This window comes from Shewanella sp. S23-S33 (assembly GCF_043359565.1).
GTDB lineage: Bacteria > Pseudomonadota > Gammaproteobacteria > Enterobacterales > Shewanellaceae > Shewanella > Shewanella oncorhynchi.
In genome coordinates, this window is sequence record NZ_JBHFFD010000008.1 from 13002 (window position 1) to 38624 (window position 25623).

The 25623-nt window shown below is 44.6% G+C and carries 18 protein-coding genes; 5 read left to right on the top strand and 13 right to left on the bottom strand.

Annotation, left to right across the window (positions count from 1 at the left end; genetic code table 11):
• Positions 1-163: 163 nt before the first annotated feature.
• The 4 genes from ACHA99_RS01440 to ACHA99_RS01455 form a co-directional block, all read right to left on the bottom strand.
• Entirely contained in the window at positions 164-3721 is a 3558-nt protein-coding gene (locus tag ACHA99_RS01440) for an ABC transporter permease/M1 family aminopeptidase (RefSeq protein ID WP_393940611.1), read from the bottom strand.
• 12 nt (positions 3722-3733) lie between these two features.
• Complete coding sequence (locus ACHA99_RS01445; RefSeq protein WP_028760513.1) at positions 3734-4612, bottom strand: ABC transporter ATP-binding protein; 879 nt, start codon at positions 4610-4612, stop codon at positions 3734-3736.
• Between the two features lie 253 nt (positions 4613-4865).
• Positions 4866-6404 (bottom strand): hypothetical protein, encoded by a 1539-nt coding sequence (locus ACHA99_RS01450; RefSeq protein ID WP_263199269.1) that lies wholly within the window; start codon positions 6402-6404, stop codon positions 4866-4868.
• A 195-nt stretch (positions 6405-6599) separates the two neighbouring features.
• The gene (locus tag ACHA99_RS01455) at positions 6600-7586 is read right to left on the bottom strand and encodes a TerC family protein (protein ID WP_028760515.1); all 987 of its coding nucleotides are present in this window, start codon (positions 7584-7586) and stop codon (positions 6600-6602) included.
• Between the two features lie 691 nt (positions 7587-8277).
• Here ACHA99_RS01455 and ACHA99_RS01460 point away from each other — a divergent pair.
• Entirely contained in the window at positions 8278-9903 is a 1626-nt protein-coding gene (locus ACHA99_RS01460; protein ID WP_393940615.1) for a peptide MFS transporter, read from the top strand.
• A 25-nt stretch (positions 9904-9928) separates the two neighbouring features.
• On the opposite strand, the gene ACHA99_RS01465 is transcribed toward ACHA99_RS01460, so the two are convergent.
• Entirely contained in the window at positions 9929-10183 is a 255-nt protein-coding gene (locus ACHA99_RS01465) for a DUF3624 domain-containing protein (RefSeq protein ID WP_393940618.1), read from the bottom strand.
• 411 nt (positions 10184-10594) lie between these two features.
• On the opposite strand from ACHA99_RS01465, the gene ACHA99_RS01470 reads away from it, so the two are divergent.
• Positions 10595-12361, top strand: coding sequence for a GSCFA domain-containing protein (locus ACHA99_RS01470; protein ID WP_393940621.1), 1767 nt, complete (start codon positions 10595-10597; stop codon positions 12359-12361).
• A gap of 39 nt (positions 12362-12400) precedes the next feature.
• Here ACHA99_RS01470 and oleD read toward each other — a convergent pair whose 3' ends face one another.
• The 5 genes from oleD to ACHA99_RS01495 form a co-directional block, all read right to left on the bottom strand.
• Positions 12401-13546: a 2-alkyl-3-oxoalkanoate reductase gene (gene oleD / locus ACHA99_RS01475; RefSeq protein WP_393940624.1), complete on the bottom strand. Its 1146-nt coding sequence runs from the start codon at positions 13544-13546 to the stop codon at positions 12401-12403.
• Between the two features lie 151 nt (positions 13547-13697).
• Entirely contained in the window at positions 13698-15542 is a 1845-nt protein-coding gene (gene oleC / locus ACHA99_RS01480; RefSeq protein WP_393940627.1) for an olefin beta-lactone synthetase, read from the bottom strand.
• On the bottom strand, positions 15542-16453 hold the full coding sequence (locus ACHA99_RS01485; protein WP_393940630.1) for an alpha/beta fold hydrolase: 912 nt from the start codon (positions 16451-16453) through the stop codon (positions 15542-15544). Before ACHA99_RS01485 ends, oleC begins: the two co-directional genes overlap by 1 nt.
• 168 nt (positions 16454-16621) lie before the next feature.
• Positions 16622-17671, bottom strand: a complete 1050-nt coding sequence (locus ACHA99_RS01490) for a 3-oxoacyl-ACP synthase III (protein WP_028760522.1) — start codon at positions 17669-17671, stop codon at positions 16622-16624.
• 253 nt (positions 17672-17924) lie between these two features.
• The gene (locus tag ACHA99_RS01495; protein WP_393940634.1) at positions 17925-19274 is read right to left on the bottom strand and encodes a methyltransferase; all 1350 of its coding nucleotides are present in this window, start codon (positions 19272-19274) and stop codon (positions 17925-17927) included.
• 164 nt (positions 19275-19438) lie between these two features.
• Between ACHA99_RS01495 and ACHA99_RS01500 the strand changes: the two genes are divergently transcribed.
• Positions 19439-19672 carry a DUF1289 domain-containing protein gene (locus tag ACHA99_RS01500; RefSeq protein WP_006085323.1) on the top strand — a complete coding sequence of 78 codons (234 nt, stop codon included), beginning with the start codon at positions 19439-19441 and terminating at the stop codon, positions 19670-19672.
• A gap of 57 nt (positions 19673-19729) precedes the next feature.
• On the opposite strand, the gene ACHA99_RS01505 is transcribed toward ACHA99_RS01500, so the two are convergent.
• The 3 genes from ACHA99_RS01505 to ACHA99_RS01515 all read right to left on the bottom strand — a co-directional run bounded on the left by ACHA99_RS01505 (position 19730) and on the right by ACHA99_RS01515 (position 23200).
• A complete protein-coding gene (locus tag ACHA99_RS01505) occupies positions 19730-20092 on the bottom strand; it encodes a YajD family HNH nuclease (RefSeq protein ID WP_028760525.1) in 363 nt (120 codons plus the stop codon).
• A gap of 151 nt (positions 20093-20243) precedes the next feature.
• The gene (locus ACHA99_RS01510; RefSeq protein WP_105249669.1) at positions 20244-22220 is read right to left on the bottom strand and encodes a BCCT family transporter; all 1977 of its coding nucleotides are present in this window, start codon (positions 22218-22220) and stop codon (positions 20244-20246) included.
• A 398-nt stretch (positions 22221-22618) separates the two neighbouring features.
• Positions 22619-23200 carry a DUF502 domain-containing protein gene (locus tag ACHA99_RS01515; RefSeq protein ID WP_028760527.1) on the bottom strand — a complete coding sequence of 194 codons (582 nt, stop codon included), beginning with the start codon at positions 23198-23200 and terminating at the stop codon, positions 22619-22621.
• A gap of 185 nt (positions 23201-23385) precedes the next feature.
• Here ACHA99_RS01515 and ACHA99_RS01520 point away from each other — a divergent pair, with 185 nt between their 5' ends.
• Together ACHA99_RS01520 and ACHA99_RS01525 are read left to right on the top strand one after the other, a co-directional pair.
• The gene (locus tag ACHA99_RS01520; protein WP_028760528.1) at positions 23386-23781 is read left to right on the top strand and encodes a VOC family protein; all 396 of its coding nucleotides are present in this window, start codon (positions 23386-23388) and stop codon (positions 23779-23781) included.
• Between the two features lie 951 nt (positions 23782-24732).
• A complete protein-coding gene (locus tag ACHA99_RS01525; RefSeq protein ID WP_131526156.1) occupies positions 24733-25287 on the top strand; it encodes a hypothetical protein in 555 nt (184 codons plus the stop codon).
• The last annotated feature ends 336 nt before the right edge of the window (positions 25288-25623 follow it).

The following is a 25623-nucleotide window of genomic DNA, read 5'->3' on the forward strand; positions in this document are numbered from 1 at the left end:
CATTGAAAATCATTTGCAATCACCTTAGGAAAAAGCACGTAGAAGAACAAGCTAATTTGCATTAATTTCAAAATGAGCCCAGGGTATTGCCATAAAAAACGCACTATCTAACAGGTCATGCCAGATAGTGCGTTAGTTTTAACAAACTGGTTTCAAAACGGATTTAGAGTTTAAAGATATTATCCTTCGTATCTCTGTCGATGAGCTTCACAAAGGGATCAACCCCCACATAACTGGGTTTTTCAGCCAAAGTGATCGTCAGCTTGTTTTCACCAGTGACCAGCCTGTGCTTCTCAATCAATAATACCTGTTTGTCATCCTTGAGCTTATCGGGATCGGCACTAAAGGCACCGATATCGATGATGGCATCTAAAGGTTGTTCGGTTTCTTCACCTTTACCACTCGCGACTTTGCGACTGGCATAAATGCTCAAGTCAACTTGCGTCTTACCATCAGGCAGAGTGGTCATGACCGCATTGGTTAACCTAAGATCGTAGAGCGTGATGTCATTAAAAGACTCATCGATAAAGCGAGCTTGCGCTTCATCTGTCCCTTGCTCAAGGTAACTCACTAAATCCAATGTGGTTGGGAAAGGATCGTTACGATACTGATAACGTGCTAAGAATGCCTTGAGATTAGCGTTGAGTTTCGCTTCACCCAACACATCTTTAATCGCCATCATCACCACTGAGCCTTTCTGATAATGAATGTACTGCTGATTTTCACTGCGCAGCAAAGGCATCTCCTTTATGGACTCGGATGAACGGCCGCGTAAATATCTATCTAATTCGTATTTCAAGAATTTACGGATCATTTTATCGCCATACTTTTTCTCCAGCACCATCAACGCCGAATACTGCGACAAACTTTCGGATATCACAGCACTGCCCTGCACATTCGCAGCGCCCACTTGGTGTCCCCACCATTGATGCGCCACTTCATGGGCTGTGACGTAATACACAGGATCGATATTATCCTCATTGCGTAAATCAGTAATAAAACCAATACGCTCTGAGTAAGGTACTGTATTAGCAAAACTTTGTGCAAAACTACGGTAACCCGGAAACTCCATAATTCGCATTTGCTTATGCTGATAAGGCCCAAATGCTTGTGTGTAGTAATCGATAGAATCTTTAACCGACTCTATCATGCGCGCAATGTTCCAAGGATGCTCCGCATGGTAGTAAACCTCAACCGCAACACCATTGTGCTCAGTTTTTTCCACCTGATAACGGCCCGAAATAATCGCGTAGAAATTCACCATAGGGCTATCCATTGAATAATGGAAATACTCACGCCCATCCTGCTGCCACTGTTTTTGCAAATACCCTGGCGCTAATGCAATTTGATCTGCACTTGTCGAAATAGTGGCTTCAAACTGAATGAAATCACCATCGACACCAAAGAAGTTTTGCGTGTAGTAACGGCTGTCTTCAAGCTTGTTCGCTCGAGCTTTTTCGGCTAAATCGCGCTTTTCGCGCTCGTGGCGATCCATCAGCTCATAGCCGTCTTGATAACCAAAGAGGGGCAATAGTTCGAAGTTGTTGATGAAGGTGCCATTTTCAACCACTGACATATCAAAGCCAGCTTCGGCAATACCCACAGACTGACGTACTAATTGAATGTCCCCTTGCACCACCTGCCCAGGCTGCACAGGTGTCGAAAAGGTCAACCAAGCATTGCGATAGCGGCTATCTAACTCACCTAAGTTTGTATTTGGGATATTGATTTTTACCGTTTCGGCCTCAGTATGCTCGGGCCACTGCACTAACATCCTTTCGATTGGTTTATCTGACTTGTTTTGCCATTCGAATATCACCTTAGCAACAATTTTTCTCTCTTCAGGGAAAATATCAATATTCGCATTGACCTTAGTGGCCACTAAAATCGGCATGCTTTGGTATTGTTTGAAGGCCTTCTCATAATCGGCTTGCAGATCTGTGGTTTCATCTTGGGTTAAATAATGATTCAACACTTTTGTTTGGTAGAACAAATAACTGCCCATACCCAAAAACACCACCAAAGCAACGCTCACAATAGCTTTGCCACTAAAACCAAGCTGATAACTCAGTAATCCCATACGAGTTTTAAGGCTTTGCTGCGGTCCGCGATGGTACAAGCCATAACCTAAAACAAACAGGATAAGGCTAAAAGCCCCCCAGTAAATCATATAGAGTGCATGACTTAATAAACCCCAACCGTAGCCGTTCATATCCGAGTAAATTAAGGTCGGTGATTGACCAAAGTTATATAAGCTATGGCCAAATCCCCAGCTTGCCATAACAAATGTCGTTAGATAATAAGCAACAAATAGTCCCATACCTGCGTACTTATTTGGGCTAAGCACTTGCAGGAAAAACGCCAGCACAGCGGTCATCAACAGCGGCAGGAGGTAATAAAATCCCAGTCGAATAAGGTACTGAGCAATCTCAAGATTGGCTTGACCTTTTATCAATTGAAATACAATTGTGGTACACATTGCGAGCACATAGAGCAAGGTCATCACTATGACCACAGACACTAACTTTGAGCCCCAAAAGCTTAAGTTTGATACAGGAACGCTATCGACGATATCTCCCATTCCTGAACTGCGTTCACGCCAGACGATTTCTGCGCTGTAATAAATCAGCACTATCACCATCAATAGCCCCGTCGCGCCGGCAATGTTATTCACCATATCTTGGGTTAATGGCCAATTAGATGTGCCGTACCAACCAAAATCATCGAACATGGGGCCGACTAAATTGAAAATAGTCAGCACACCTAACACCACAAATGGCGCGGTAAATAGTACTTGCCGTACTTCAAATTTAACCCGCGTCCAAAATTGCTGACGACCATTAGGCTCAGTTGCCATAGCCAATTGTGCCAAAGGCACTAAGCTGGGAACTTTTCCTGCTTTATCGGATTTTTTCTCACGTTTCTTAGTCAAACTCGGCTGACGGAAAATCCCTGAAACGGCCAGTAATACACAGGCAATTCCAAACCATATCGCCCGGTTTTGCAGTACGAGTCCTGAGAATTCAATTAACTGGCTATTCTTCTCGCTAATGGTCCAGTAACGGGTCACTTCGGCAAAGGTGCGCAGCGCAAAGGGATCAAGCAAAGCAGCAATAGTACGATATTGTGGCTGACTCGCCATTTCGCCCGTCAAGGTATACAGCACCAACATGGCTACAGCGGTCAGATAGAGCGCCATTAAGGAACGAAAATGACTTGCCATCGCATAGAATAGAGTCGAGATCAGCAGCAAAGTCGGCATGGCGAGTAAAAAATACGGCACAAGATAATTCGATAACGCAAAAGGTCCAAAACGGCTAGCATCGACCCATGGCATAAAAGAGCCGAGCATTAACCCTATGGGGATAAAGGCAAATACCATCATCACCACAACAAAACTGCCGAGAAATCGACCAAATTGATATGCAAATGGTGATAGGGGTTTGCTATAAATCAGCTCTTCCATCAAATGCTGATGATTGCGAATAGCCGTGCTACCCACAAAATTCACCACGGCAAACATGGAAATAAGTCCCATGATCAACATGGTTTGAGTAATCCCAAATGGGCTGTTTTTCATCACCTCACCGCCGCTACCAATTTGAATATTGTTAGAGACGATTGATAGAAAACTCATTAAAAACAATAGAAAAGAAACAACATAAAAGGATGGCTGACGCAAATAATAACGCCACTCAAACCTAAGCATTGATAACAACATATTGATATCTCCTTAGGCAGCCTGACGGCGGTGACTGAGCAAAGTCGAAAAATACAGATCTTCAAGTCCAGCAGTCGCAGGGGTAAATCCTTCAGGGCAAGTTTCAGCCATCACATTAAGGACTGTGCGTCCCGCTAATAAACGCTTAGAAATCACAGGTAATTGCGCTTCAAGCTCCTGTGCCTGTGCTTGACTCACAGTCTTAGTCCAAATTTTTTCCGTTAATTCACCCACCAATTGATGTGGATTGCCTTGAAGCAGAATTTTACCCGATGCCAAAACCGCCATATTAGCGCAGAGCTCTGACACATCTTCGACAATGTGAGTCGAGAGGATTACCACTTTTTCTTCGCCTAAACTCACCAGCAAGTTATGGAAACGGTTACGTTCTTCGGGATCGAGACCCGCGGTAGGCTCATCCACAATCAATAACTTAGGATCCCCAAGTAAGGCCTGAGCAATACCAAAGCGCTGACGCATACCGCCAGAGAAACCACTCACGGCTTTATTTTTATGCTGATAAAGATTGGTGTGTGCCAATAATCCTTCAACCGCTTCTTTGCGCAGCTTGCTCTGATTAATGCCCTTAAGAATGGCTAAATGATCTAACAGGTCATAGGCGCTAATACGCGGATAAACATTAAAGTCCTGAGGTAAATAACCTAAGGTTTTACGCAGCGCTTGAGGGTCGGCTAATACATCAATACCGTCAAACACTATGCTGCCACTATCGGCACTTTGCAGGGCGGCAATGGTACGCATGAGTGATGACTTGCCCGCGCCATTGGGTCCGAGTAAACCAAACATCCCTTTGGAAATCGTTAAATCAACACCATCGAGTGCTTTAACACCGTTATCATAGGTTTTAGTGAGATTAGAAATAGTCAGCATGCTTCCCTCTTGCGTCTGTGAGTTCAAAATACCGACAAACTATCACATAAAATTAACCTTTACAGTAGTTATCAAGATATTCATGTACTTACAGAATGCTAGCCAGCAAAACAAACTACATATTCTTAATCCCTAAAATAGCAAAAGGGACTCTATTTGAGTCCCTTGCTATTGAAATACAATATAAAAGTAAAAATATGCCACGAATTAAAATATGGCGTACTAAATACAATTAGTTACATAAACGCCAACATTAGCGCGAGGGTAAAGTGCCATCAAATACACGTACTTTGATATTCTTTTTCAGGTTATCTTGGTCTTGTTGCCATTCTTGCCACTGGGTGAGACTAATACTAAGCTGCAATGAAAAATCAGTAGAAATCCACTGTTTTTGCCCTTGAGTATATTTAGGTGCAGGGACTATGTTACTGGGTCCAACGAAGGATGCAGAACACATAAAGGTTTTGAAATACACTTGGTCAATCGATAAATCGAGGGCGCTGGGCGATGTTAAACATTGGCCACTGCCCGGCTCTTGATACGAGGCAAATTGGTACAGGATTGCCGGTGTATTATTGGTACTATCAGGAACTGAAGCAGTTTGATGGCAAGATAAACAGCTACTTAATGCATTATCCGCAGGGCCATTTAGGCGCCCATTACACCCTAAGTGTCCCGCATTGGTGTGCTCATTCAAACGGCCAACGACCTCTTGAAATACGGCGCTATCCTTAAGCCCTGTGATTGGGTTTTGAGGGAATGCTGCCGCTCCCACTGTTGCTGGCGGCGTGTCATTCCCCCACATTAATCCCAGAGGTGAAATACGATCCCAAGGATTTTTCTCTTTCGCTTTAAACTGACCATCGGCGACAAAAGTGCCATAGGCCCAGCCCACGGGTGAACGGCTGTCGCGCACTGCAATATCAAACTGCAATAAGTACACATCGGCGACAGAGCGCGGGCATTGCTCTGTTTCCTGTTGGAAACTACAGGCACTGCCATCGGCGTTTTTACATACACAGAAATCACTGGCACTGATATTGGCTTGCCAAACAGGTACATTTTCAAGGAAAGGATAGTTATTAGGCGTTGCAGTAGTAAACAATAACTTGCCAATCACACTGCCTTCATTAAATGCAAAATTTTGCTGGGGCATCACAGGTGATGGTGCCCCCGTCCATACCTTGCCAATGCTGTTTGCCGCCTGAGGATTATAAAAACCCACCGCCCACATAGTGGTTTTAAGGGAGCCTTGGCCTTTTATCTCCATAGTGACGGGGGCTTCTCGGGTCAAGCCATGGATAAATTCCCGCCCACTCATGGGATCATAGGTCTGATAGGGAATATGGTACCAAGAGCGCACCTTGTTGTTACACAGATCCCAGTCTTTACTGACATCGCCTTTGTCAATGTTTCCCTCTTGGATGTACTTCATCACAGCCCAGAGGTATTGCTCAGCTTGGGTATTTTTATCACTTTCACTCAGATTTTTATCAAAGGGATTGAATTTAAGCCAAGGTGCAGCGCTATCTGGTTTGGCACTCGAATAAGCATCACTGAGGCTAAAAATAGGCCCCTTCCAGCCCGGATAGGCTTGATTGATGGTGACCTGATTATCCCACATACCTGTTTTTGTAAAAGCAGGATCTTGGAAGTAACTTGGATAGGCTCCAGTACAGGTTGAATTTGCGTTAGATCTAGTGTTGGGCGATTGCTTATCTGCAGCTTTTGCGTTGACTGTGGTCAATGAACAAACGGTGAGCAGAAGTATGGCGGTAATGTTGAGTTTCATAATATCGTCCTTGAAGAGTATTAGTCCTAAAAACTCCCTTTGTGAGCCCAAAACTAACAACGGCTCGAGTTAAGCATAGACTAATTTTTAACATCTTCTGTAAAGCTTAACGATTCACATATTAAGGATATAAAAAAGGCCGTTTAGTATGACTAAACGGCCGAAACATATTACTTATTGGACTAGCCGTCCAAGCTATTTCTCAACTTCTTGCCCACGCGTCTTCCACAGCGAATACAAGACACCTAAGACTAACAGACCAAAAGTCACACCAAGGGACACTGCTGTTGGGATAGTAAAGTCCACTATTCCTTCGTGATTGAAATACACTAAACCCACTTTCACCCCAATAAATACTAATACCACTGACAGCGCATATTTAAGGTATTCGAAACGGTGCACCATAGCAGCCAACGCAAAATACAAAGCACGTAGCCCCAGAATCGCGAAGATATTCGAGGTATAAACGATGAAAGGATCTTGGGTAATCGCAAAAATAGCGGGAATACTGTCGACTGCAAACACCAAATCCGCGGTTTCCACTAAGATCAACGCCAAGAATAACGGCGTCGCCCACCATCCTTTTGTTAACTGATGATCTTCGCCACGTACCCAGAATTTTTCTTTATGCAGCGTTGGCGTAAAACGCATCTTAGTGCGTAACCATTTATAAAACTTATTGTCTTGGATATCACCGTGCTCATCGTTTGAGAAGAGCATTTTCACGCCAGTGAAAATCAAGAAGAGTCCAAATAACACAAGTACACCTTGATACTGGGCAACAAGCACAGCACCAAGACCGATCATAATGGCGCGCAATACTATTACGCCCATAATGCCCCAGAAGAGCACTCTATGTTGGTATAAACGTGGGATACCTAAGCTACTGAAGATTAACGCAATAACAAATACGTTATCCATAGACAGTGATTTTTCAATCAGATAGCCCGTTAGGTATTCCATACCGGCGGTTGAACCCTTGTACCACCAGAGCCAGGCCCCAAACAATAAGCCCATACAGATATAAAAGGCTGAAAGCTTTAAACTTTCAGCCACGGTAATTTCATGCTGATCCTTGTGCAATACGCCAAGGTCAAAGGCTAATAACGCCAGCACAAAACCGAAAAACATTAACCAAACCCAAAGCGGGTAACCCACAAATAGGGTGGTAAAAAACTCCATAAGTCTCCTTAGTAACACATAACGACTGACTCTAAATCAGTAAAGTTGAGCAGATAGACATTGACTCATTGTAGAAATATAAACTGTGAAATCTTATATGAAAAATGCAACTATCAAGATTAAAATTCTTTTACAATCAATATAATTATGGTGCTTATTTATACTTATGCCTCGAATAATTTCACTTCTCAATCACAGCGCTTCCCTGAGAAAATCATCTAACCCACCCATTCGTGACATTCCTTTAGATAGCAGCCTCGAACAAGCGCGTAGATGCTCTACCAATAATGCAAAATTGCTATCAATCATAAAACTTACACTATCCATTAAACGACGAACTACAGCTAAATCAAGGCTAAAGCCGCTAAGATAAAACTGCCACAGTTGAATTATGGCCACTATTTAGCACTCATTTCTTAACTGAAAATGAATTAATTTAACCGCTTAGTATTGCTATAGCGAGCCTTAAAGAACGGCTAAAAATGTTAGTTATACAAAATATTCATCACTTTCAAGACCCTTGGCTGTTCCATATCATCCGAGTGTGATTAACTGCTGCAACAGCGCCGTCTTTTAGTGATCAAAAGCACCGCGATAATCACAAATAATGAAAAATAATTAATAAAATTCATTACGATAAAATGAATCATTAGCTGCTCGGCGCATAAAGTGCCAGCAATGGGAGTCTTAAGTGTCAATAGAACAAAACCCGCCGCACGCAATGCAGGGCCCACAAGGCTCGCCCCCAGCTGAAATGCTATTTGGGCATCCTAAGGGCTTATTTGTCTGCTTTTTTACCGAAATGTGGGAACGCTTCTCTTTCTACGGTATGAAAGCATTACTGTTTCTTTACCTGATTAAATATCATCTATTTACCGATGAATTTGGTTACAACGTGATTGGTGCTTACGGTGCCTTAGTGTATGCCATGCCCGTAGTGGGTGGCCTATTGGCCGACCGCTATATCGGCATGCGTAAAGCGGTGATCTTTGGTGGTATTTTATTGGTGCTCGGCCACTTAGGTATGGCCTTTGAAGGCCATCAAGCGGTTATCGTTGCAGGTGAAGTTCAACGGGATGAACAAGCGCTGCAAATATTCTATTTATCCCTCGCCTTAATCATTGTCGGTGTGGGCTTTTTAAAACCCAATATTTCCACCATAGTCGGTCAGCTTTATCCTAAATCATCCGCTAAGCGAGATTCTGGTTTTACCATTTTCTACGCGGGCATCAACTTAGGCGCCACCTTAGCCCCGCTAATTTGCGCTTATTTAGGTGAAACCTATGGCTGGAAGTACGGTTTTGGTTTGGCAGGTTTAGGGATGTTAGCAGGTTTGTTGGTGTTTATTCGTGGCAAAAAACATCTGCAAGGCTTCGCCGAACCCAGAGATCCTGCGCGGATTTTAAAGAAAACCGCTGGCATAACGACAGAACAATGGATTTACTTAAGCGCAATTGGCAGCGTAATCATAGTCTGGGGGTTGATTCAAACCCACTCCCTCGTACTTTCGATTAGCAGTTTATTACCCGCTGTGAGCCCAGTGATTTGGTTCTTGCACTCAGTATCACTAGTGCTTGCCCTTGGTATTGGCTGGTTCATGGTGAAACATTGTAATCCGATTGAACGTCAACAGATGTCGGCTTTGCTGCTTTTCATCGTTGCGGGTTTGGTCTTCTTTGGTTTATATGAGCAGACCTATGGCTCTTGGGTTGCATTTTCGGACCGTGTGATGGACCGTAACATGCTCGGTCTCGAATGGAGTGCCGGACAATTGACCTTCCTCGGCGCTTTCTTTGTGATCAGTTTGTCGCCTATCTTCGCTTGGCTGTGGCCTGCTCTCGCTCGTAGAAATTGTGACCCGAGTAAACCGGTTAAAACCGCACTCGGTATTTTGTTCGCGGGTTTATCCTTTATGGTACTTGTGCTCGGGATCCAGATGCCGCTAAGCAGTGGCTTAGTGAGTATTTGGTTCTTAGTCGCGGCTTATTTTGTATTAGAAATCGGGGAGTTATTGCTGTCGCCCATAGGCTTATCTGCCGTGACTCAGCTTTCGGTAAAACGCGTTGTCAGCCTGATGATGGGTGCTTGGTTCCTCGGCACTTCATACTCTGAAATCTTAGCCGCCGAATTAAACAAGCTCGCCGCGATTGATACCCAAGGCGGCGTGATAAGTGACGTACCGAGTGCGATGGCGCTATACGAGCAACTGTTTATTTTCTCGGCGCAAATTGGCGTGGTGATGGCATTAGTCTTCTTTGCCCTTGCGCCATTAATGAAAAAAATGATGCATGAGAAAATGGCGACTCACTCAGTTTAAGCATACAAACAAAAAGTCAGTTGGCTTACTTTCGCCCTCTGAGGCGACGGTAAGCCAAGACGATAAGGTGCAAAGCAAGTAACCCCGTAAAAGCCGCGCAGAAAAACAGTAATGCAATCGAGTTTACATCCCTAGGCGCATCACGATAAAGCCACCACCACAGCGGCCAGCCGATGGCCGATAAAGCCGTAAGCTGCCACATACAGCGTTTGCAGCGACCAATCTTTTGCCTAAAGATATTCAGCTTGGCATCCGAGCTATCACAATCATCGCAACCCATCCTATTCCCATTATTAATGCTGTATTCAATCGCCATTATAAAAAAAACATCAAATTAGCAAGCCTAAACAAGCTCAAAAATGCTTATTCTTCTATACCTTGCTCAAATTCAACAAGAATCAATACTGGCTTCTCGCACCACGAATCTATCCATATTGCGTAAAACGGGCTCACGCTGATGTATTTAGTATTGTGATGGTTATAGAATAATGAAGAACACTTATTGAGAGTGCGGATTTTTAGGTGCACATTGAAAATTTTTCATGTAAGTTAATTTCAGCAATACAGAATATTTAAGCTAATGCAGTATGTTCTTAATATGGATTTGGTGTTTTTCTATGTGTCAATTAAACTTTTAACACATCGTTCTTCCTGTAAATAAATTGTTTAGAAACTTTAGATGGATAACTCAATGAAAACACAATTTATGACACCCTACAGTAAACAAGCTGAACAATATTTTTGGAAAACTGGCGTTGCAAAAATTGACTTAGGTAAAGACCCCTTCCAATCAATTCATCATTTGTTGATATCGAAAAAAAACAGCAGTATTTCATCTGTAGGTTCATGTTTTGCTCAACATGTGGGTAAGTGGCTGCTCGAGAATAATTATCCATTTAATCGCAGTAAACTCGATAGTCGACAAATATCCAGCTTTGCCTTTGGCAATGTTTATACCCCTAGATGCTTTCTCCAATGGCTAACCTTAGACTCTGCTCATTCACACAGATTTGATATTTTTTACGACAAAAATACTGAACACTATATTGATTTATTGAGACCGAATGTTCATCCAGAAGGTTTCACCTCAGAAGAAGCATTGCGTGAGGCGCGAATATCCGCAAAAAATGAACTTTTCGATACGCTCAAAGCAACCAATTTTCTTATTTTCACCTTAGGTTTAACAGAAGCTTGGAAAGATATTGACCATGTTTTCTACCCCAGTTGTCCTGGGGTTATTGCCGGTGAGTTCAATGACAAAACATTTACTTTTCATCAGTTTAATTACAATGAAATAAAAGCTGACTTATTACTTATAAAAGATATCCTTCAAAGTATCAACCCAAAGATAAAAGTCATATTGACCGTATCGCCAGTCCCTCTAACGGCAACAGCAACAAATAACCACATTCTGGTAGCAAGCCAATATTCTAAATCAGTACTACGAGCTGTTGCAGGTTACTTATCTGATAATGATAAATTTTTCGAATACTTCCCATCATTTGAAATTATAACCGTCAATAATGTCAATGATTTTAGATTTAATGAAAATAGAAGAACGGTTTCAGATAAAGCGGTTGAATATGTTATGAGTCACTTCAATTCGGCATTTTTTGATAATGACATCAGTAAAGACCAAAGCAACAGTGTGCAAATTAACAATGAGAGAAGTCACCAAGAAGCGGTATGCGACGAAGAACGTTTAGAAGCTCTTAACCAATTACCTGCTACCGCCAATAGCACCACAGTGAACCAATTAACATTAATTGGTGATAGCCACATGAATAAATTAGCTAACGCATTCAAAAAAATGGCGATCCCGTTTACAGGCGGCATGGTAATGAACGGCTCTGGATTTGCTCAAGGTAAGCTTTCAATCTGTGAAACAGAATATTTCGTACCGCTTGAGAATGCCGCCTCACGCCAACTATATGCACCAATATTGAAAAACCTACAGGCGCATGAAGAATCTAATTTTGAAAATAAATCGGTCATTATTTCAAATATTGGGCTACAAACACATCAAAACGCGGTTCGCTTTTTTGACTGGTTACAAAAACAACAAGACGTAGATATTAATGATATTACTTTGAAAAATTATGTCGATTTTTTCAATGAGGACCAATCAAAACAACTGTCTATATTATTAACGATGAAAGAAAGAGGACATACTGTCATCGTTGTTTCTGATCCACCTTTCTGCCGTTACTTCAAAGAATCACAGTCAATGACGTGGCTTGTCTATTCTTATTTTGACGCGCTTGAATACATTTGCTCACAGCTGAATATTTTGTTTTTTAATGCGGCAAAAGCCTTCGATGAAGAAATTGACACTCCTATGGCATACGCCTCAGATATTTGTTATCCAGACGGCCAACATGATTGGATCCATGGAAACTCAATGTATTACACATGGCTAGCAAATAAATTATTGCCCATCGTATCTGAAAATACCTAAAAATTGCTTGGAATGAGGCCTCATTGAGTCCTCATTCCCTCAAAGAGAAGTTTTAAGCCTTGCCATCCCTTGATTAATAGAGACGAGCGCACGATAACCTAAATCTCGTTTAGCTGCGCTGATATCAAAATAATGGCTGCAGGATAACTGCCGTGCGACAAAACGCGTCATCATGGGCTCTTCTTGCTTCTTTAGGAGGTAATGTATACTTTCCAATACTGCGCCTACTACATAGGCCACAGATTGAGGCACACGCTTAGTCACTGGCGGTAAAGCATCGCAGGCCAAAATCAGATTGATCATCTCGGCCATAGTGATGGGTTCATCATTACTCAGAAAATAAGCTTTCCCTTGACACTTAGGCTTTGCTTGGCAAAGTTCCAGTGCCGCCAGCACATGGGCATAGGCAGCGTTATCTATGTAGATGGTATCGACTAGCTTATCTTCGCGGCCAACCAGTTTAAGCTTACCTAAACGCCCGCGCGACAAGACCCGAGGTACTAGATGGGGATCGCCAGGCCCCCATATCAGATGCGGCCTGAGTGCGACGGTTTTTAACGCATAGGGTGCAGTGGCTTGAGTCGTCACTTGGCTAGATACTTGAGTCACATCAGGATTTTCAAGTGGCATGTCACCCACTTGATTGGCATCGAGCATCATCTTTTCAGCGATGGCTTTAGAGTGGGCATAATGATTCAGGAATCTTGTGGCATAGGGAGTAGACTCATCAATACCCGATTCATCCTGCCCTGCAAAGGTCACACTCGGGGTACTGGTGTAAACTAACTTATCTATTTTTAATGCCTTACAAGCGGCAATCACATTGGCAGCGCCCTTCACATTCGGACAAAAATAGCTGTCTCTGTCCCCCCAAACACCCGCTTTAGACGCCACATGGAATACGATATCGCAGCCTTGCATCGCCTGTTGCAGCAGATCTTTATTGACTAAATCCCCTTGCAGCATGACTACGCCCAGTGCTTCAAGTTCGGGATAATGCCCACGCGCAAAACCTGTGACTTTAATGCCCACAGCTAACAATCTCAGGCAAATCGCTTTACCTAAAAATCCCCCTGCTCCCGTGACAAAGGCGTGTTGCACCCTAAGGGCGAGCTGCGCGAGTGCCGTTTGTTCAGCCGTATCAAATTGGGCAAGCGTCGTGCTCTTGATTGGGTCTTTCGTCATTAAGGGGTATCCATTTCAGCACATTTACATGAACTTAAAGTCGGTGTAATAAGTTTAAAATAAGCACAAGGGCTTAAAAATAAGCGAGTTTATTCAAATGAACACAGAATATAACGTAAAAAATGCAGGAGAAAAGCCGTGGAGTTTCAAATCAACCTTTCGTTTGTGATTGTGCCCAAACGGCTAATTTTTCTCTAAAAATCTTGGCATTATGCCGCACATCCACAGGGAAATCAGGATGGATAAGAAACCGCCTTATGCCCTGAGTCTGCGTAAATTGCTCGGCGATGGCAATCAAATCTTGGTACAACTGCTGACTCTTATTGCACACCAATGACAGGTCGAGTTCGATACAAATTAACGGCTCTATCTCGTTCGCCACTTTCACTCCCACTAAAGCGGAGCGCTTCACATTGGGATGCGTATTAAAAATGCGCTCGCAGGGAATGGAATAATAACGTTTAGCAAACAATCCGTTAAGGGTAGCATCGACTCTGTGGGCCTTACGACCACACATCCACAGAAGACCTTGATCATCAAGATACCCCAAATCGCCCATGCGGTGTCTAACGGTATTGGTTGCCGAATCCCAAATCTTGGCCGCCGCAGTCGCGCGTTTGCCTTGGCTTTCGTTTTGGCTAGCGTGCTGACTATTGTTTAGATAATAGGACTGACTCACCATAGGCCCCTGCACGACTATCTCGCCGATTTCACCGTTATTCAGCTGTAAGGCATCATCCCACTCGGGAATAACCTCTTCGCTGATAGCAATAATGCGAATCGTCACGCCATCGATAGCGCGACCGACACAGATACCACCGCCGTTATCTGTGATGTCAGTCGTGGCAAATAACGCATCGCTGGCAATCATACTAATAGGCAAAGATTCGGTTGCGCCGTAGGAATTTAAAATCGGCACACCTTGGCTCAGCATCTTACTAAAACGGGCGATGGAGGCAATGGTGGCTGGCGCACCCGCGGAAATCACCCGCTGTACGCTAGGCAATTTATGCTGTTTTTGTTCCCCCGCGCGGCCTAAACGTTCGAGCAAAGCGGGGTTAACAAAAATATTACTGCATTGATATTTCTCAATCGCGGCAAATAGAAATTCAGGATTAGCAGTAATAGGTTTGCTGGCATCCATTTCTGGAACGATAGACGCCATACCGAGTGCGGGACCAAAGAGTGAAAACAGTGGAAACGTGGCGAGATCGCGCTCGCCATGGCAAATGCCATAATCGTTTTTTAGCGCTTGAATTTGTGCCTCAAACATACCATGGCTATACACCACCCCCTTAGGCGTGCCAGTGCTGCCACTGGTAAATAAAATCGCCGCTATCTCATCAGATTTAAGCATCACCATGGGATATTCAGACTTTGAAGCAGAAGATTGCACAGAGGTGCTTTGCAGCAGAGTCGATAAACTTATCGCACCAGTACTGATACGGATTAACTTTGCCGCTAAGCCTGTTTTGCCGTCATCAACATTGAGTAATGACTTAATACTGCCCTTTCCCCAACCAAATAGACGTCTAGCAATATGAGCCTTGGGAATACCGATAAAGGCATCGGGTGCGGCTTCAGCAAAACACTGTTTAAGATTGCGGATCCCCATGCCGGGATCAACTAAAATAGGAATAATCCCCGCTTTAAACAGCGCAAAAGTAAGTGCAAAAAAATCCAAACTCGGCGTGACCATAAGCACAGCCTTCATGCCGCGCTCAATGCCATGGGCGTTAAGCGCAAAGGCTATCGCATCGCTTTGTCTATCCAGATTAAGGAAGTCCAACTCGCTGTAACGCAAATTCGCCACAGAAGCGCCCTGAGCGCTTTGTACTGCTACCGCAAGATGATGGGGAATGGCATGGGCGGCTTGCTTGAGATGACGACAAATATTGGCATCATTGATTGTTGCTGACGCAGAAGTGCCACTTAAAAGTGACTTTTCCAACTGCGTCACTAAAGGAGCAACTTCAGTCTCAAGCAAGGTCGACATTAACCTGCGGCCTGTTCGGACTGCGCTGCTTCTACGTGGTCGTCAGCCATAAAATCTTTGATATGGGCAATCACTTCATCGCTGGCATCTTCCAAAATGTAGTGACCACAATCGGCAAATTCGTGCACTGTCGCATGGGGCATGTGCTGACGCCATTTTGCTAAAAAGTGCTTATCGAATACAAAGTCCTTGAGGCCCCAGCAAATCAGGGTCGGCACTTTAGCAAATTTAGGTAAACTAGCAGCAATATCAGAGACTAATTGATAATTTCTATCGCCTTCACGCAGTGGAATATCCTGCACAAAACGCAGCGTCGAAATGCGATTGGCCCAAGAGTTAAACGGCGCGACATACGCCTCACGAATGTATTTCGACATAGGCTGACGCTTAACTCCCACATAGGAAGCAATAGACGAAAAGGCATTGAAACCGCGTACCAACACTGTGCCTAGCAGGGTATTACGACAGATCCACAGCGGCCAAGGAAACGGTTTAGTCTCGGGCAAATGGAAAGCGCCCGTGTTCAATATCACTAGGCGTTTAATGCGCTCAGGATAACGCGCCGCATAACCCATACCTATCATGCCACCCCAATCGTGTATGACTAAGGTAATGTTTTCTTTCACATTCAGGCTATCGAGCAGGGCTTCGAGATCGTCGATACGGTTCTTAAGGGTATAGTCATAGCCGCTATCATCGGGCTTATCCGACAGGCCACAGCCGATATGATCCGGCACTATGCATTGGTGAGTGTCTTTTAAGGCACTAACAAGGTTGCGGTAGTAAAACGACCAGCTAGGATTACCGTGAACCATCACCACAGGTTCGCCTTGGCCCTCGTTGATATAATGTAGCTTGTTGCCATTACGGCTCAGAAAATGACGTTTAAAAGGCAACAGAGTGTCTAACATGACGCTTCCTATCTTGATTCTTTATGAGAGCGAATAACGGGTTATGTACAGCTGGCTTAGCTTATCGACTGAACTAAAGACTGAACTATCAACTGAATCATGGACTTACTGGATTGACTCGAATGTATGCCAGCCATCAAGCAAAGGCGTGAAAAGGTGCAATGCACCCTACCACTTAATACCTAACATCATGCAATTCAATCCACTGCCTATGCCTAAAAAGCTCACTTGATCGCCCGCTTGTAAAAAGCCTTGATCGTGCGCCATCGCAGCGGTCACAGGTAACGACACTGTGCCCATATTGCCCAGTAGCTGATACGTTGGAAATTCTTTTTCGGGGGGAATATTGAGCGCACTCAGTACTTGCTTACGATTTGAAGCGCCTACTTGATGGCAAATCACTTTGTCCACTTGCTCAACCAGCCAATTACGCTGCTCAAGGAAATGCTCCCAAGTGTGCTTCGCCAATTCAACGCCTTCTTTAAGCAAGGTAACGGCATCGGTACGCATAAACTCGCGGTACAGATTGTGCCCCACTTCCTGCAGACCCCATTGACACAACTGGTGATGCTCAGGCGCCGATAAGTGCGATGCACCCAGCAATTGATGCTGACGCACATTTGTCAGCGGCAAGCTGCCATCGGTAAGAATCACCGCCACGGCACCAGAACCACCGGTTAAGGTCGCCAGTGACTGGGCAAAATTCTGCATGGTCGGATCGGCCAGCATGTTATCGATCGTGACATCGACAATATCCCGCGCCGACTCACAGGACACCACCATACCCGCCTTGATTTGACCCAACTCAATACGGTTCGCGATATCTAAAATACCCGATAACACCCCAAGACAAGCATTACTGATATCGTAAATCGCAGTGTCTTTTGACACACCCAATTCGGCAGCAATACGACACGCGGTCGCGGGCTCATGTTGATCGCGGCACACGCCGGTATAGACAACCGCACCTAAATCGGCGACATCAATCCCAGTTTCAACCATGGCTTTACGGGCAGCTTTAATCGCACCGTCGGACAATTGATGTCCTTTTGGCCACCAGCGGCGTTCGGTAATCCCAGTCAATGCGGCAAGCTGTCCCATAGGAATACGGAACTTTTGATACAAAGGAGCAAGACGAGACTCTAGCTCACTACTGGAAACCACAACAGGCGCCAGTTCATAGGCCAGGCTATTAATAAATACGCGGGAATATTTCATGAAACTGTTTTATTCGCTCACTAGAATGACTGACCAGCAGGTCAGCTTTCAGTTGTTATTCGTCATTAATGCGACATTTGAACAAGAAAAGCCCGATGATTCAATAAAAAACCATCTTGAGTGTAAGACTTGTCTCACAGCGCAGGTTCCAAACACGACGGCCCTGAATTCACTATCACTAAACTTAAATGCGCTAATATAGAAATAATTCATAAAAAACATCACAGTACAGCATATTTTTAGACGCGCAAAATTATACCGCCATTTTTTGCGCTAAAATCAGCGTATTTCTTGGTGTGACGCTGTTTGGACAAAATTCACCCACGCAAACACCATATCCTTGTTCCTGCAAAAAACAAGCGCGATCTAAGATGAGCCACTGCTCCAGTGCGCTGCGGAATAAATGCGCGACTAAATCGATACGGCGAGTTAATTGTTGTCTTTGTCGCCCAACGTCAAGCCAAGCTTCAAAATCCCTGTTTTTTGCAAGATTAACGGCCTTAGTCTCGGCTGCCCACAGGCAAAAATCCGTAAAACTGCCGCTCAACTGGCTCTGTTTTAACGAGGGTAAAGGCAAATATTCGTCGATTTGTCGACATTCACGTTGCAGTGCATCAAAGCCTAAGCGCCACGCAATTTCTTGATGGCGTAGCGCTTGCTGCTTGGGATTAGCGATCACACTCTGCTGCAGCGGTAACTGTAAATCATGGCGACTGAGCTTTAGGCTGCTCTGCTGAGCAAGGTTGGATAACGGCTGATAATGGCTCGCTTGAATTAAATGATAGCAACAGGGAGAAATCGCCAATGCCTGCGTGCCCACCTCGGCCGCCAGCGTTAACAGCCGAACATGCAAATCTCCGCAGGCATGCAAAGCAACTGCTTGCTGCTGAGCAGTTAAGGGATGAGTTGTTAACGGATTCGCTGCTGAGGGATGTTCAACTGGTGTTTCGACAGTGGCTATAGCCCTGTGCTCAGCGCCAATAGCAAAGGCATCGGCGCAAATAAAGGTTTGCGATAACTGCCACTTATCAGCAAAAGCCTGCCCTGCTTCACACAGCGGCGCCTGCCACTCTAAGCTCACCACTTCGGCGCCGCGAGCTTTAGCAATCAAGCGGCCCAAATGCCCTTTACCCGCACACCATTCCAGCACAGGTAAATTAAGCTGGGGTAAATGCTGCACAAAGGCGGTAATTTGCTGCCATTTTCGGCCTTTAATGTGAGCACTAAAGTGCGCCTCATCATCAAAGGACAAACCGCGGCCCTGCGCTTTATCTACCTTTGTGGTATCGGTAATTGCAATATCAGCAATGGCATTGGTAAGCAATGACAAGTCCCAATCTTGGCCTAATGCCCTAAGATCGCGGTTTAATGCCGGTGACAGCGTCTTAACCAGTAAAGATTGCTCGGCATCGAGTCCATCAAGCTCATCATCAGCCAGCGCCCACACAGCTTCGGCCAACTGCGGAAAATCCTGTGCCCAAGGCAAAGCGTTCACTTCAAATGCACGCACTTGCCACAGGGCAGCACTCTTTTCAAGCAACTGATTAAGCTTGCTAAATTGCTGTGAGTAAGTGAATTGTTGCTGCAGATTATCTTGGTTCACGTCATGCCCAGTGTAAAAAATACTTGTCTCGTATTAGGCTGAGCAAATCTGCCCTACGGATGACTTTATGCGAAAAAATGTTAATATCGCGGCCTTTAAACACTCATCCATATCGTTAACTGAGAAGACTCGGTTAACTAGCCATAAGGCTCCAAAGGACACACATGCTTTCACCTTGCGTCGCACGCTGCGGTTTAAATGACGAAGACTACTGCATGGGCTGCTTTCGACATATCGATGAAATCGTCAGTTGGCGTACGAGCAGCGAAGCACAACAGGCAGCCATTTGTCAGCAACTTCCCGCCCGTAAAGCTTTATTTGAAGGCAGTGAAAACCAGCATATTTTAAGTCGTGATAAATGGTTAGCTGCCGAAGCGCGTTTAACCGACAAAGACTAAACGCCGCCTGCTAACGCCACTCTCTGCGCAAGCTCATCCTGCTAACAGCCTACAAGACTATTTTTTCAGCATTGATTTCAAGTCAGCAAAGGGATTGTAGGTCGCCGCCGCTTGCTTGGTTTCTGTGGTGCTACCGTAGCGGATCAATTCTTCAAAGCGAGAATGTTCGTTATCATGGCAATAAAGACATAATAATTCCCAGTTTGAACCGTCTGACGGGTTGTTATCGTGGTTATGATCCCTATGATGCACAGTCAGTTCACTTAAGTTTTTTGGGGTAAATTCGCGGGTACAGCGGCCACACACCCAAGGATAGAGTTTTAACGCTTGTTCACGGTAACCGCTCTCACGCTTAGCTTTGTACTCCCGCGCATCGGCTAATACTTTATCTAACTTACTCTGGCCTGGCACTGATGACATAGTGTAATCCCTAAAACAAACCCTAAAAAAATTGCCCCAAGGATAATCCGAGTTATCACTTGGGGCAATATATCCCGCACTTTGCGGGTTAATGGTGCGCGATTTGTAGACGTAAATGGCTAAGCCGACTTACGTTACGGGCTTACGTTACTTAACTTACGTGGGCATGATCGGCATTCGACAGATGCAAATAGTGTAAGTATTTTTCATACTGAGTCACCACATCCGCGAGTATTTGCTCTTCGGTATAACCCATCACATCGTAATGCTGACCACCTTGTTCAAGGTACACTTCGGCGCGGTAATACAAGGTATTGCCCTGCTCGATTTCAGTCCCTATCGGGTTAGTGATGTCAAAACAACGCGTTCGTACACCGTAAACAAAGGGCAAGTTCACCTCATTGCTGATCACTAATCGCACGCGGCCATCTAAGTATTCAAGATCGGCCACTATGCCTTTAGCCATAAAGTGTTGGCACACTTTAGACAAAGCGGGCGTAGCCACATTATTCAAGAACACTTGCGCTTCTTCATGAGTAGGATGCGAGACTAAAACCCCAATACGCTCTTCCCAGCTCATATTAGTTTTGGCGTATTGCACACTGGTATTGTGTAACTGCACGCTATTAATCTTAAGCCAATCATTTTTCAGGGCTTTAAATAAGCCCAGACACATGAATAGCATCACCACTAAGAACGGCATGGCACTGGCGATTGCCGCCGTTTGCAGCGCCTGTAACCCACCCGCTAACAACAATACCGAAGCAACGACCCCTTGCAACAGTGCCCAAAAGATCCTCTGCCATACGGGGGCATTGTTATCACCACCCGAGGTTAGATTATCAATCACTAAGGATCCCGAATCCGACGAGGTCACAAAGAAAGTGACGACTAAACAAATCGCAATCCCAGAAAGTAACGTCGGAAACGGCATGTGCTCGAAAAACACAAACAAGGCCACTGACACATCGGTATTCACCGCCTCGGCAAGATAGGTCGCGCCGTGATTCATAATCGAATCAATCGCCGTATTACCAAATACCGTCATCCACAGAAAGGTCAGCGCCGATGGCACAAATAACACACCTATCAAAAACTCACGGATGGTACGGCCGCGACTCACACGCGCAATAAAGGTACCGACAAAAGGAGACCATGAAATCCACCAGCCCCAATAGAGCAAGGTCCAGCCTCCGAGCCAATCTTCCTTATGTTCATAAGCGTACAAGTTAAAGGTTTTGCCCACTAAATCACTTAAGTAACTACCGGTATTCTGCACAAAAGCCTGCAACAGCATAACCGTAGGGCCAAGGATCAAGACGATAAGCAATAAAATAATCGCGAGACCCAGATTGAGTTCGCTTAAGCGTTTCACGCCTTTATCGAGACCAGAAAATACCGATAATGTCGCCAATAAAGTAATGCCGATAATCAAACACACCTGCACCACAGCATTATTGGGTAAGCCTTCAAATAGATAACTCAGACCCGAGTTAACCTGCAACACCCCAAAGCCCAGTGATGTCGCCACCCCAAACATAGTGCCAAGCACAGCAAAGGTATCCACTGTATGGCCAATAGGACCATAGATGCGTTCACCAATTAAGGGATAAAGCGCACTTCGCGGCAATAACGGTAACTTATGTCGATAAGAGAAATAGGCCAGACTCAATGCCACCACAGCGTAAATCGCCCAAGCATGCAGTCCCCAATGGAAGAAAGTGATCTTCATTGCCTCTTTTGCGGCAATAAGACTCTCTGGAGTTGCATCCGGCGGCGCCAGATAGTGCATCACAGGTTCAGCGACCCCAAAAAACATCAAACCTATGCCCATACCCGCCGAAAACAACATGGCGATCCAGCTTTTATAGCTGTAGTCAGGCACTGAATGATCTGGTCCTAGTTTGATATCGCCGAAGCGACTGACCATGACAAATATGATAAAAATCAGGAAAAATGCCACACTTAGAATGTAAAGCCAACCGGCTTTCATTTCTATCCATGACTGCATTGATCTAAAAAAGGTGTTTGCCTCTGTGGGCCATACTGCGCAAATCATCACCATCAAGATGATGAAAAAGACCGACGAATAAAATACCGGCGGATTAATACTAGACTTGATTGACATTGACTCTCCCTATTTCTAGCGGGTTCACACTCCAAATATCTCAACATACCAACGGCGAGATAGGACAAAACTTATACTTAAAATTTGGTTAATACTGCGTGGCTCATCTATGACCAGTATGGGGGAAATCCCAAAGATCATGGCAACGACTCGCTATGGCTAAACGCGACAGGATCTGAACAACGGGATTAACAACACTCGACTTTTTTAAGCCAATGATTGATGGATAAACAGAATTAACACCACTAAGGCAGCTAACGCCCACCTTTAGCATAAAACAAATATATTACTAGAATATTCAGCATAAAAAATGGCGACCATATTGGTCGCCAAAAAATTATACCACAAAAATCATCAAATTTAATTTTAAACGCTAAAACGCATAAACCTTCATCGGATTACTTAGTCGGTGACTGCGAGATACCAGCAGTTAAATTGAAGCGCATCGCCTCCTCAAACGACCAATCAACCATAATTAAATCATCCCGCTTAACTAAGCTCGTCACGCCCGCCATTTGATAGCTCAATTGGAACAACACAGGCACCCAATCGCCCTCTGGTAGCGCATCTAACAAGGGCTGTGGCGGCGTATCCGTCATAATAAAACCCACCACAAAACTGCCATTCGCCTGTTTCACTAACACTGTCTTTTGGCTTGTTGGCTTACCGTCACGATTCATCAAAGAGGCGATATCACGGATACTGCCATAAACCGATTTAAACAATGGGAAACGCATCAACTGGCGCTCAAGCCAACCATAAAGCCACACAATCGGGCTGACCGAAAACAGCAGGCCCACGGCAAAAACTAATGCCACCACCAGCATAAATCCCGCGCCGACAAAGTGTTGGTTAATCCCTACCAACTCTAAAATTACAATTCCTAAACCATCTAACGATACAAACAACGACCAAAACAGCCACAAACTCAAGGCCATAGGTAATAGATTCATTAAGCCGCGGGCTAAGGTTTTTTTCATCACACTCTCATTCAGTCATAGGGATATAGAAGGCATAAAATATTTACGCAAAAAACGCCACAAATGCTACCACAGAGTCACTTTTGCACCAGCACATGATGTAAGGTATCTGGCAGTAATAGTCTCAAGCATAGAGACAGCGTTCAAATTCAGAGCCCACTCTGAGCCATTCTAAGGAAAGTAAAATGCGCGTAACCCGCTTAGATCATTTGGTCTTAACCGTAAAAGACATCGCCGTCAGTGTCGAATTTTATCAAACCGTGCTCGGGATGAAGAAAGTGGTATTTGGCAATCAGCGTATTGCGTTAAGTTTTGGCGACCAAAAGATTAACTTGCATCAAGCGGGCGCAGAATTTGAACCTAAAGCCGCAGCAGCCAAGCCCGGCAGTGCCGATCTGTGTTTTGTGGTCAGCCACAACATAGAAGAAGTGATCGCCCACTTAAACGCACTTCAGATTGAAATCATTGAAGGCCCAGTGCTACGAACCGGCGCCACAGGCCGGATAAACTCTGTCTATATCCGCGACCCAGATTATAACCTGCTTGAGTTATCAGAATATCTACCCGCCTGCACGGGATAAGCGAATTGGGGCAATATCAGCTGCAGTTCTGCTAGCACGCGGCGAGCAGAACTGCAGCTAACGTTATACTGGTTCACTGTTGTTTGCGATAAGACTCTCGACAGTTGAGTGGCATTTATTGTCATTACTTCCCCAGTGACTCGTCGCCCTTTAATTTAAGAAAGTATCTCTATAGGCTCAACGACGAAATTAATGTCGTCAATGGTCACTGTAACAACAATGCCAATCCTCACGACCCCTCTAGCTGTTTGTACTGGTCAGCTAAACTGCTATTACCCCAAAGCAAGATAACTTTATCGTCAGTTGTGCAGCATAAATTGTCATTGTTTCACCAGTGACTCGCCATAAACTCGTCCCTGAGGGCTCTACTAAAACATCCATGTTTTAGAAGGTCACTGGTGCAACAATGCCAATCTTAACTAAGTCCTTAATTCACAAATCCGCCCAAACAGCTTTTGCCCCAAAGCTTGTTTCAAAGTTTAAAATGCAAGTAGGGCGAATAAAGTTGTGGCTATAAAAAAGCTAATGTGATGAGGTTACTTTCAACCTAGAAGTCATGCCCGTCCGAACTTTCAAAAACCAGCCAATACGTTTGTCAGGATAGCCTCTCCCTCAAGACGAAGCGGAATGACCGACAGCAAAAAGCAGCCTGCCTTATAGGCGCAAGCCAGTGAGGGGATGTGATACGAGAGTTAGCCTGAATGCGGGGCCTTTATGCTGTCTATGAAGGTCAATAATCAGTCAAGCGAGAGCGTATAAGAATGAGAAAGCTAAAATGATATCAAGTGATTATCCGCTAAACTGTATAAAAAAACGCTACCGCAAAAAAGCAAATTCCTATAGCATCATTTTTACTAATCAACATGGATGTGGCAGCGGCCAAGTCCAGCAAGCGATTTATGTCCCGCAAACAACGTAGCGCATAAATGCTAAGACGTTAGCATGCCAATAATGAAACCTTACACACTTATTGTTCTTACCTTTCTGTTGGTGACGGGCTGCGCATCCAACTCGCCGAATTCGGACATTAAATTTTGCAAGATAGGCGAGTTATCTGCACTTCAAGGCACATACTCCAACGAAGCAACTAATGCACAGGATCATTTCAGAGTTTACCTCTCACAGATTATTTGGCCCGAATTAGAGGATCTCATACTGGAAGAGCATCAGGATATAGACCGTATCTCGCTTTCTATTGATTCTGCTGGGAAAGTTTTGGCTGAAGGATATTCTCAAGGTATTCTTAGAAAATCCGGTAATCCAGAATCTATACAATCCTTAGAAGACGGTGTAGTGCCCCTATATTCCCATTCAACGGTTTTGCCCCAACTAAGTGAGTTAGTCGGCTGGCACGATACAAAATTATTCTTGTACAAGGACTGCGACCAAAATTTAGTTTTGGGTAGAAACAGAGTATCGACAGGACTGGCTTACCTTGTTATTCCAATGCACTTCGATAGCAGCGAGTCACTTACCTTTCGTAGGCTGGATCATGCTAGCAAGTAAAGCAACCAGACGGCTGTGCCGCCGGTTCTTTTGGCGTTACCCATAGAAATTTTAATTCGAAATTCACTAATTCGAGCTAAAAGTCTAACTCGGAAATGTCCAAAAAGTGTGTTGCGTATGTCTTTTAGATCTACAGGTTATGTGAATGCACGAAAGGTGAGCCATGGTGATTAGCGAGACGACCGTCCGCCCCATGGACGGGGGGGGCAGTCGAGCATCCAAGGATGGACTTGAACAACATCCCTATTTAACAGCCAGTTCGCCGTCCATGGCTCTCGTTCATAAGCTCAGAAACCCTAGGTTTCTATTCACCGTGTCGGTGAGTAAGTACCATGG

Excerpts from the sequence above, each read along its gene's own strand:
- ACHA99_RS01440 (WP_393940611.1), bottom strand. The coding sequence starts at position 3,721 with ATGTTGTTATCAATGCTTAGGTTTGAGTGGCGTTATTATTTGCGTCAG.
- ACHA99_RS01445 (WP_028760513.1), bottom strand. The coding sequence starts at position 4,612 with ATGCTGACTATTTCTAATCTCACTAAAACCTATGATAACGGTGTTAAA.
- ACHA99_RS01450 (WP_263199269.1), bottom strand. The coding sequence starts at position 6,404 with ATGAAACTCAACATTACCGCCATACTTCTGCTCACCGTTTGTTCATTG.
- ACHA99_RS01455 (WP_028760515.1), bottom strand. The coding sequence starts at position 7,586 with ATGGAGTTTTTTACCACCCTATTTGTGGGTTACCCGCTTTGGGTTTGG.
- ACHA99_RS01465 (WP_393940618.1), bottom strand. The coding sequence starts at position 10,183 with ATGGGTTGCGATGATTGTGATAGCTCGGATGCCAAGCTGAATATCTTT.
- ACHA99_RS01470 (WP_393940621.1), top strand. The coding sequence starts at position 10,595 with ATGAAAACACAATTTATGACACCCTACAGTAAACAAGCTGAACAATAT.
- oleD (WP_393940624.1), bottom strand. The coding sequence starts at position 13,546 with ATGACGAAAGACCCAATCAAGAGCACGACGCTTGCCCAATTTGATACG.
- oleC (WP_393940627.1), bottom strand. The coding sequence starts at position 15,542 with ATGTCGACCTTGCTTGAGACTGAAGTTGCTCCTTTAGTGACGCAGTTG.
- ACHA99_RS01485 (WP_393940630.1), bottom strand. The coding sequence starts at position 16,453 with ATGTTAGACACTCTGTTGCCTTTTAAACGTCATTTTCTGAGCCGTAAT.
- ACHA99_RS01490 (WP_028760522.1), bottom strand. The coding sequence starts at position 17,671 with ATGAAATATTCCCGCGTATTTATTAATAGCCTGGCCTATGAACTGGCG.
- ACHA99_RS01500 (WP_006085323.1), top strand. The coding sequence starts at position 19,439 with ATGCTTTCACCTTGCGTCGCACGCTGCGGTTTAAATGACGAAGACTAC.
- ACHA99_RS01505 (WP_028760525.1), bottom strand. The coding sequence starts at position 20,092 with ATGTCATCAGTGCCAGGCCAGAGTAAGTTAGATAAAGTATTAGCCGAT.
- ACHA99_RS01510 (WP_105249669.1), bottom strand. The coding sequence starts at position 22,220 with ATGTCAATCAAGTCTAGTATTAATCCGCCGGTATTTTATTCGTCGGTC.
- ACHA99_RS01515 (WP_028760527.1), bottom strand. The coding sequence starts at position 23,200 with ATGAAAAAAACCTTAGCCCGCGGCTTAATGAATCTATTACCTATGGCC.
- ACHA99_RS01520 (WP_028760528.1), top strand. The coding sequence starts at position 23,386 with ATGCGCGTAACCCGCTTAGATCATTTGGTCTTAACCGTAAAAGACATC.
- ACHA99_RS01525 (WP_131526156.1), top strand. The coding sequence starts at position 24,733 with ATGAAACCTTACACACTTATTGTTCTTACCTTTCTGTTGGTGACGGGC.